This is a genomic window from Blastococcus sp. TF02A-30, assembly GCF_003319185.1.
GTDB lineage: Bacteria > Actinomycetota > Actinomycetes > Mycobacteriales > Geodermatophilaceae > Blastococcus.
This window is the reverse complement of record NZ_QOHJ01000024.1, coordinates 1-708: the sequence shown is the minus strand read 5'-3', so window position 1 is coordinate 708 and position 708 is coordinate 1. Positions and strand designations below refer to the sequence as shown.

Sequence of the window (708 nt, the reverse complement as noted above, 5' to 3'; positions counted from 1 at the left end):
CTCAGTTGCGGCGGACGCCGATGCCGTCGACGCCGTCGCCGTCCCAGTCGCCGGTGAAGGCGGTGTCGGTGGGGTCTCCGTAGCCGGTGACGACGTCAGCGGGTCCGTAGCCGGTGGTGTACTTGAGGTAGAAGATGTTGTTCCGGCGCACGGCCAGGGAGTCACCGCGCTGGGTCGGGGTCCACCGGCCGACGAGCACGGCGTCGCCGGGGTCGCCGTAGCCGAAGGTGTAGTCGGCCGGTCCGGTGGTCAGCGCGTTCTTCACGAAGTAGCTGGCTCCGCGGCGCACCACCAGGGTGTCGGTGCGGTTGCCGTCCCAGTCGCCGACCAGGACGGTGTCCTCGGGGTCGCCGTAGGTGAACACGGTGTCGGCGACGCCGCTGGTGGTGGTGTTCTTGACGTAGAAGGTGTTGGCCCGGCGCACGGCGAGGGTGTCGGTGCCGTTGCCGTCCCAGTCACCGACGAACACCGCATCGCCGGGGTCGCCGTAGAAGACGACGGTGTCGGCGGCACCGCCGCTGGTGGTGTTCTTAAGGTGGAAGGCGTTCCCTCGGCGTACCGCGAGGGTGTCGGTGCCGTTGCCGTCCCAGTCGCCGACGTACACCTCGTCGGCGGGCTCGCCGTACCGGAAGACCCGGTTGGCCACCCCGGTGAACCTGTCGTCGAGGAAGTACGCGGACCCGCTGCCCCCGATCGCACTGGAGTTCT

Annotated in this window: 1 protein-coding gene; it reads right to left on the bottom strand. The window is 69.4% G+C overall.

Annotated elements, in window-relative coordinates; translation table 11 throughout:
- Position 1 precedes the first annotated feature (1 nt).
- A partial coding sequence (locus DQ241_RS20730; RefSeq protein ID WP_199584798.1) for a hypothetical protein occupies positions 2-708 on the bottom strand: 707 nt, incomplete at its 5' end.